At 71.4% G+C, this 7962-nt stretch carries 6 protein-coding genes and 1 pseudogene; 6 read left to right on the top strand and 1 reads right to left on the bottom strand.

Annotated elements, in window-relative coordinates:
* The 3 genes from ACLU3S_RS34355 to ACLU3S_RS34345 form a co-directional block, all read left to right on the top strand.
* A partial coding sequence (locus ACLU3S_RS34355; RefSeq protein WP_413955892.1) for a PucR family transcriptional regulator occupies window positions 1-581 on the top strand: 581 nt, incomplete at its 5' end.
* 128 nt (window positions 582-709) lie between these two features.
* Window positions 710-2155 (top strand): aldehyde dehydrogenase family protein, encoded by a 1446-nt coding sequence (locus tag ACLU3S_RS34350; protein ID WP_413955891.1) that lies wholly within the window; start codon window positions 710-712, stop codon window positions 2153-2155.
* A 268-nt stretch (window positions 2156-2423) separates the two neighbouring features.
* Complete coding sequence (locus ACLU3S_RS34345; protein WP_413955890.1) at window positions 2424-4361, top strand: acyl-CoA dehydrogenase family protein; 1938 nt, start codon at window positions 2424-2426, stop codon at window positions 4359-4361.
* 30 nt (window positions 4362-4391) lie between these two features.
* Here the strand turns inward: ACLU3S_RS34345 and ACLU3S_RS34340 are convergent, their stop codons facing one another.
* A complete protein-coding gene (locus tag ACLU3S_RS34340; protein WP_413955889.1) occupies window positions 4392-4859 on the bottom strand; it encodes a hypothetical protein in 468 nt (155 codons plus the stop codon).
* 242 nt (window positions 4860-5101) lie between these two features.
* Here ACLU3S_RS34340 and dxr point away from each other — a divergent pair, with 242 nt between their 5' ends.
* The 3 genes and pseudogenes from dxr to ACLU3S_RS34325 form a co-directional block, all read left to right on the top strand.
* Entirely contained in the window at window positions 5102-6373 is a 1272-nt protein-coding gene (gene dxr / locus ACLU3S_RS34335; protein WP_413955888.1) for a 1-deoxy-D-xylulose-5-phosphate reductoisomerase, read from the top strand.
* Window positions 6370-7674, top strand: a complete 1305-nt coding sequence (locus ACLU3S_RS34330) for a M50 family metallopeptidase (RefSeq protein ID WP_413955887.1) — start codon at window positions 6370-6372, stop codon at window positions 7672-7674. Before dxr ends, ACLU3S_RS34330 begins: the two co-directional genes overlap by 4 nt.
* A gap of 171 nt (window positions 7675-7845) precedes the next feature.
* A pseudogene (locus tag ACLU3S_RS34325) lies at window positions 7846-7962 on the top strand (4-hydroxy-3-methylbut-2-en-1-yl diphosphate synthase); the annotation flags it as partial.

Genomic DNA, 7962 nt, shown 5'->3' with positions numbered 1-7962 from the left:
CCGCGCGCTCCGGGGAGGCCGTGCTGGTGGTGCCGGAGGGGGAGCGTCTGGTGATGCTCGCCGCCGACGGGGGCGCAGCCGTGGCGGCCTGCGTGGCGTACACGGCGGACGCGGAGGCGTCCCGGGCGGTGCCCGAACGCGCGAGCGCGGACGAGGACGACCTGGTCGTCGGCCTGTCCGCGCCGGCCGGCCCGATCGCCGCGGCGGCGGCCTACAAGCAGGCCGAACAGGCGCTGTCGGTGGCGCGGCGGCGAGGCCGGGTGCTGGTCGAGCACGAGCAGCTGGCCGCCGGATCCGTGCTGCCGCTGCTGGCCGACGACGCGGTGAAGGCGTTCGCCGACGGGCTGCTGCGCGCGCTGCACGAGCACGACGCCACCGGCCGGGGCGACCTAGTGGCCTCGCTCAGGGCCTGGCTCTCCCGGCACGGGCAGTGGGACGCGGCGGCCGCGGACCTCGGAGTGCACCGGCACACGCTCCGGTACCGGATGCGCCGGGTCGAGGAGATCCTGGGCCGGTCCCTCGACGACCCCGACGTCCGCATGGAGCTGTGGCTCGCCCTGAAGGCGACCTCCGGCGAGTAGTCCAAACAGTAGTGCCCGCCGCGCCCACTGCTCCTACTCGGACAAGCGACCGCCGGCCACCCCCGCCCTACCGTGGACCACGCAAGCCAAGGACACCACACCCCAAACGCGGAAGGGCCGGGACTCACATGACTTCCACCCACGCCTTCTGGCTCGCCGGCCGCCAGGTCACCGGCGAGGACACCTTCGACGTCACCTCCCCGTGGGACGGCCGGCTCGTCGGCAGGGTCAGCGTGCCGACCGACGCCCAGGTCGAGGAGGCCGTGGCCGCCGCGTACGCCGTGCGGGACGAGTTCGCCGCCACCCCGGCGCACGTGCGCGCCGCCGCCCTGGACCACGTCAGCAAGCGGCTGGCGGAGCGCGCCGAGGAGCTCGCCCAGCTGATCTCCGCCGAGAACGGCAAGCCCCTCAAGTGGGCCCGGGGCGAGGTCGGCCGTGCCGTCTCCGTGTTCCGGTTCGCCGCCGAGGAGGCCCGCCGGTTCAACGGCGGCGAGGCCCAGCGGCTCGACACCGACGCCGGCGGCCAGGGCCGCCTCGCGCTCACCCGCCGCTTCCCGAAGGGCGTCGTGCTCGGCATCGCGCCGTTCAACTTCCCGCTGAACCTGTGCGCCCACAAGGTCGCCCCGGCCATCGCGGCGGGCGCCCCGATCATTCTCAAGCCGGCCCCGGCCACCCCGCTGTCCGGCCTGATCATCGGCGACCTGCTCGCCGAGACCGACCTGCCGGCCGGGTCGTGGAGCATCCTCCCGGTCCCGAACGACAAGATGCCCGCCCTGGTCCAGGACGAGCGCCTGCCGGTCATCTCCTTCACCGGTTCCGACAAGGTCGGCTACGCGATCATGGACTCGGTGCCGCGCAAGCACTGCACCCTGGAGCTGGGCGGCAACGGCGCGGCCGTCGTCCTCGCCGACTACGCGAGCGACGAGGACCTGGACTGGGCCGCGAGCCGCATCGCGACCTTCTCCAACTACCAGGGCGGCCAGTCCTGCATCTCGGTGCAGCGCGTCATCGCCGACGCCTCGGTGTACGACCGTCTGCTGCCGCGCATCGTGGCCGCCGTCGAGGCCCAGGTCACCGGCGACCCGAGCGACCCCAGGACCGACGTCGGGCCGCTGGTCAGCGAGGACGCCGCCAAGCGCGTCGAGTCCTGGGTGAAGGAGGCCGTCGAGGCCGGCGCCACGCTGCTCACCGGCGGCGACCGCGACGGCGCCTCCTACGCGCCGACCGTCCTCACCGACGTACCGGCCGACGTCACCCTCTCCTGCGAGGAGGTCTTCGGACCCGTCCTCACCGTGCAGAAGGTGGACGGCGAAGCCGAGGCGTTCGCCTCGGTCAACGCGTCCAAGTACGGCCTCCAGGCGGGCGTGTTCACCCGCGACCTGCAGGCCGCCTTCCGCGCCCACCGCGCCCTCGAGGTCGGCGGTGTCGTGATCGGCGACGTCCCGTCCTACCGCGCCGACCAGATGCCGTACGGCGGCGCCAAGCAGTCCGGCGTGGGCCGCGAGGGCGTCCGGTTCGCGATGGAGGACTACACCTACGAGCGCGTGCTGGTTCTCACCGGTCTCGCGCTCTGACCTGCCACGGACAGGTCAGCCGGAACGGCCGCAGCCCACTGTGCGGGGGCTGCGGCCGGCTCCGTCCCCGGGCGGCCGGGCGCGGACGGCCGGCACCGCTCACCGCGTCGCCGCCGATCTTCCGGTTGTCGCCGTTCCGGCACCCGTCCGGCCCACTCATGTGCGCGAGGGGTGGTGGGGGCGGCCCGTTTCGGGTACCAACGATCCAGTAGCACTGGTCGGTAACGAACGGTTCGCAATCATCCCTGAACGCGGCGAGGTGAGCCTCATGTCCGCCCCCAGCACCCCACGCACCACCGTCACCGAGCGCGAGGCCCGACAGGTGGCGGAGGCCGCCCGGGAACAGGACTGGCGCAAGCCCAGCTTCGCGAAGGAGCTGTTCCTCGGGCGCTTCCGGCTCGACCTCATCCACCCGCACCCGCTCCCGGAGGAGGAGTCCGTCCAGCGCGGCGAGGAGTTCCTCGACAAGCTGCGCGCCTTCTGCGAGACCACGATCGACGCGGCCCGCATCGAGCGGGAGGCGCGCATCCCCGACGAGGTCGTCGCCGGCCTGAAGGAGCTCGGCGCGCTCGGCATGAAGATCGACCCCAAGTACGGCGGCCTCGGCCTCACCCAGCTGTACTACAACAAGGCGCTCGCCCTGGTCGGCTCCGTGAGCCCCGCCGTGGGCGCCCTGCTCTCCGCGCACCAGTCGATCGGCGTACCGCAGCCGCTGAAGCTGTTCGGCACCCAGGAGCAGAAGGACGCCTTCCTGCCCCGCTGCGCGCGCACCGACATCTCCGCCTTCCTGCTCACCGAACCGGACGTCGGCTCCGACCCGGCCCGGCTCGCCACCACGGCCGTGCCCGACGGGGACGACTACGTCCTCGACGGGGTGAAGCTGTGGACCACCAACGGGGTGGTCGCCGACCTGCTCGTCGTCATGGCGCGCGTGCCGAAGTCCGAGGGGCACAAGGGCGGCATCACCGCGTTCGTCGTGGAGGCGACCTCGGAGGGCATCACCGTCGAGAACCGCAACGCCTTCATGGGCCTGCGCGGCATCGAGAACGGCGTCACCCGCTTCCACCGGGTCCGGGTGCCCGCCGCCAACCGGATCGGCCCCGAGGGCGCGGGCCTGAAGATCGCGCTCACCACCCTCAACACCGGCCGGCTGTCGCTGCCGGCGATGTGCGCCGGCGCGGGCAAGTGGTGCCTGAAGATCGCCCGCGAATGGTCGGCGGAGCGGGAGCAGTGGGGCAAGCCCGTCGCGCTGCACGAGGCCGTCGGCTCCAAGATCAGCTTCATCGCGGCCACGACGTTCGCCCTGGAAGCGGTGCTCGACCTGTCCTCCCAGATGGCCGACGAGGACCGCAACGACATCCGCATCGAGGCGGCGCTCGCCAAGCTCTACGGCTCCGAGATGGCCTGGAAGATGGCCGACGAACTGGTCCAGATCCGCGGCGGCCGCGGCTACGAGACGGCCGAGTCCCTGACGGCGCGCGGCGAGCGAGGCGTCCCGGCCGAGCAGCTCCTGCGCGACCTGCGCATCAACCGCATCTTCGAGGGCTCCACGGAGATCATGCACCTGCTCATCGCCCGCGAGGCGGTGGACGCCCACCTGTCGGTCGCCGGTGACCTCATCGACCCCGACAAGTCCCTGTCCGACAAGGCGAAGGCGGGCGCCAATGCGAGCGTCTTCTACGCCAGGTGGCTGCCGAGGCTGGTCGCCGGCCCCGGCCAACTGCCGACTTCGTACGGCGAGTTCAAGCACGGGATCGACCTCTCCGGCCATCTGCGCTACGTCGAGCGCGCCGCCCGCAAGCTGGCCCGCTCCACCTTCTACGCCATGTCCCGCTGGCAGGGCCGGATGGAGACCAAGCAGGGCTTCCTCGGCCGGATCGTGGACATCGGCGCGGAGCTGTTCGCGATGAGCGCGGCCTGCGTCCGGGCCGAGCGGCTGCGCACCCGGGGCGAGCACGGCCGCGAGGCCTACCAGCTCGCCGACGCCTTCTGCCGCCAGGCCCGCATCCGCGTCGAGGAACTCTTCGGCCGGCTGTGGACCAACACCGACGACCTCGACCGCAGCGTGGTCAAGGGCGTCCTGGGCGGGGCCTACACCTGGCTGGAGGACGGGATCGTCGACCCGTCCGGGGACGGCCCGTGGATCGCCGACGCGACCCCTGGACCGGCCACGAGGGAGAACGCCCGCCGCCCCTTCGGCGCGTAGCGGCTCCCGCTCAGGGACAGGGCGCCTGGGTCAGTTACCCCAGGTGCCCTGGTTCCCGGCGCAGGTCCAGCCCCTGCCCTTCAGAGTGAACTTCACCTTGTACGAGCGGGTGTTGAGCAGGTGCGTGTGCACCCGGAAGCCGAGACCGGCCTTCTTCTTGAGGGTCCCCGTGTACACGGACACCGTCTTCGACGTCCGGTGGGTGACCCTGCCGCCCGTGGGCTTCGCCGTGCCGAAGCGGATGTTCCTGACGTCGGTGACGGTGAACGTGACCTTCGTGAAGCTCTTGGTCGCGCTCCTGTTCCTGATGCCGAAGTACAGGCCGCCGTTGGTCACCCAGCCGTGCGAGTCGACGTAGAAGCGGCTCGGGTAGACCAGGTCGATCGGGCAGCCGGTGCTCCTCGGCGTCCCGGTCGCGGCGGACGCGGCCGTGGCCAGGCCGAGTTGAGCGGCGGTGAGCAGGCCCGCCGTGGTCAGGACGGCGGCGGTGGTACGCATGCGGTTCAAGGTGACTCCTCCCCCTTGCGCGGCCCTGTCGGGCTGATCGCAACGGGAAGCATGCCAGCCGCCGGCGTCCGGCACGGCGATTTCCACTTCACTCCCCCCTATCCGGTGATTTCGGGCTCCTCACACCTGCCTCACAAGGGGAAAACCACCCCATCCGGCGATGAAAGACACCAACGCACCCGCGCGAGGGACGCACTGTCCTGGCCGCCGGCAGTTGCGGCAACAATGGAGGGATGACCGACAGCCTCGCCCATCCGGCACCCCTCGCCGACCCACACCTCGTCTACGACCCCCTCGCGGGCGACGCACCCAAGGACGTGGTGGTCCTCGGCTCCACCGGATCCATCGGCACCCAGGCCATCGACCTCGTCCTGCGCCACCCGGGCCGGTTCCGGGTCACCGCCCTGTCCGCGAACGGCGGCCGGGTCGCGCTCCTCGCCGAGCAGGCGCACCGGCTGCGGGTGCGCACCGTCGCGGTCGCCCGCGAGGACGCCGTGCCCGCGCTGCGCGAGGCCCTCGCCGCCGAGTACGGCCCCGGCGAGCCGCTGCCCGAGATCCTCGCCGGACCGGACGCGGCCACCCAGCTCGCCGCCTCCGCCTGCCACACCGTGCTGAACGGCATCACCGGCTCCATCGGCCTCGCGCCCACGCTCGCCGCCCTGGAGGCGGGCCGCACCCTCGCGCTCGCCAACAAGGAGTCGCTCATCGTCGGCGGCCCGCTGGTCAAGGCGCTCGCCAAGCCCGGGCAGATCATCCCGGTCGACTCCGAGCACGCCGCCCTCTTCCAGGCGCTGGCCTGCGGCACCCGCGCCGATGTGCGCAAGCTGGTCGTCACCGCCTCCGGCGGCCCCTTCCGCGGCCGTACCAAGGACGAGCTGGCGAACGTCACCGTCGAGGACGCCCTCGCCCACCCCACCTGGGCGATGGGCCCGGTGATCACGATCAACTCCGCGACCCTCGTCAACAAGGGCCTGGAGGTCATCGAGGCGCACCTGCTCTACGACATTCCCTTCGACCGCATTGAGGTGGTCGTGCATCCGCAGTCGTATGTTCACTCGATGGTCGAGTTCACCGACGGATCCACGATCGCCCAGGCGACGCCCCCGGACATGCGCGGGCCCATCGCCATCGGTCTGGGCTGGCCCGAACGGGTTGCGGACGCGGCGCCCGCGTTCGACTGGAGCAAGGCCTCCACCTGGGAGTTCTTCCCGCTGGACAACGAGGCCTTCCCCTCGGTGAACCTCGCCCGGCACGTGGGGCGGCTCGCGGGCACGGCGCCGGCGGTGTTCAATGCGGCCAACGAGGAGTGCGTCGAGGCCTTCCGCAGCGGCGCTCTGCCCTTCAACGGCATCATGGAGACCGTCACCCGGGTGGTCGAGGAGCACGGCACCCCGGCCCAGGGAACTTCACTGACCGTGTCGGACGTCCTCGAAGCGGAGACCTGGGCCCGCGCCCGGGCCCGGGAACTCACCGGCACGACGGCGACCGCGGAGGCGCGTGCATGACGTCCTTGATGTTCATCCTCGGCATACTGGTCTTCGCGTTCGGCCTGCTCGTGTCGATCGCGTGGCACGAGCTGGGGCACCTGTCCACGGCCAAGCTCTTCGGCATCCGGGTCCCGCAGTACATGGTCGGCTTCGGCCCGACCGTGTGGTCGCGGAAGAAGGGCGACACCGAGTACGGCATCAAGGCGATCCCGCTCGGCGGCTACATCCGCATGATCGGCATGTTCCCGCCCGACGACGCCGGCCGGATCACCGCCCGCTCCACCTCCCCGTGGCGCGGGATGATCGAGGACGCCCGCTCGGCCGCCTTCGAGGAGCTCAAGCCCGGCGACGAGACGCGCATGTTCTACACGCGCAAGCCGTGGAAGCGCGTCATCGTCATGTTCGCGGGCCCGTTCATGAACCTGATCCTCGCGATCGGCCTGTTCTTCACGGTGCTCATGGGCTTCGGCACCCAGCAGCAGACCACCACGGTCGCCTCCGTCTCGCCCTGCGTCATCGCGCAGAGCGAGCACCGCGACAGCTGCAAGAAGTCCGACCCCGAGTCCCCGGCCGCGCAGGCGGGCATGAAGGCGGGGGACCGGATCGTCTCCTTCGACGGCGTGCCCACCAAGGACTGGAACACCCTCTCGGACCACATCCGCGACAGCGCCGGCAAGAACGTCGCGATCGTCGTCGACCGCAAGGGCCAGGACGTGACCCTGCACGCGACGATCATCAAGAACCGTGTGGCCAAGAAGGACTCCAGCGGCACCTACGTCCAGGGCAAGTACGTCGACGCCGGCTTCCTCGGCTTCAGCTCCGCCACCGGGGTGGTCAAGCTGGACTTCGGCGACTCCGTGACCTGGATGACCGACCGGGTCGGCGACGCCGTGGACTCCCTCGCCGCGCTGCCCGGCAAGATCCCCGCGCTGTGGAACGCGGCCTTCGGCAACGGCCCGCGCGAGCCGGACTCCCCGGTGGGCATCGTCGGCGCGGCCCGCATCACCGGCGACATCGCCACGCTGCACATCCCCGCCTCCCAGCAGGTGGCGATGTTCGTGATGCTCCTCGCCGGCTTCAACCTCTCCCTGTTCCTGTTCAACATGCTCCCGCTGCTCCCGCTGGACGGCGGGCACATCGCGGGCGCCCTGTGGGAGTCGCTGCGCCGGAACGTCGCACGGGTGCTGCGCCGCCCGGACCCGGGTCCGTTCGACGTGGCGAAGCTGATGCCGGTGGCGTACGTGGTGGCCGGGATCTTCGTCTGCTTCACCGTCCTGGTCCTGGTCGCGGACGTCGTCAACCCGGTGAAGATCTCCTAGCCGCCCGCCGTTCGACTGCGGCCCGGGACCGCGGGTTGCGGGCCGCAGTCGAACGAGTGGGTTTACCGGGTGCCATGTGCTGGGGCGCGCGCCGGTGCCGTAATCTCGAAGCCCGGAGCCCGCCGTTGCACGGGGCCGGACCTTGATCCACGACTTGGGGTTGCACAGCAGATGACTGCGATTTCTCTCGGCATGCCGTCCGTTCCGACCAAGCTCGCCGAGCGCCGGAAGAGCCGGCAGATCCAGGTCGGAAGCGTGGCGGTCGGCGGAGACGCGCCCGTCTCGGTC

The sequence above is a fragment of the Streptomyces sp. AF1A genome, from assembly GCF_047340315.1.
In the GTDB taxonomy this organism is placed as follows: domain Bacteria; phylum Actinomycetota; class Actinomycetes; order Streptomycetales; family Streptomycetaceae; genus Streptomyces.
Note: the sequence above shows the minus strand (reverse complement) of the source record. Positions and strands in the feature narration are given on the sequence as shown.

Coding starts and splice junctions, on each gene's coding strand:
- ACLU3S_RS34350 (WP_413955891.1), top strand. CDS start 710: ATGACTTCCACCCACGCCTTCTGGCTCGCCGGCCGCCAGGTCACCGGC.
- ACLU3S_RS34340 (WP_413955889.1), bottom strand. CDS start 4,859: ATGCGTACCACCGCCGCCGTCCTGACCACGGCGGGCCTGCTCACCGCC.
- ACLU3S_RS34345 (WP_413955890.1), top strand. CDS start 2,424: ATGTCCGCCCCCAGCACCCCACGCACCACCGTCACCGAGCGCGAGGCC.
- dxr (WP_413955888.1), top strand. CDS start 5,102: ATGACCGACAGCCTCGCCCATCCGGCACCCCTCGCCGACCCACACCTC.
- ACLU3S_RS34330 (WP_413955887.1), top strand. CDS start 6,370: ATGACGTCCTTGATGTTCATCCTCGGCATACTGGTCTTCGCGTTCGGC.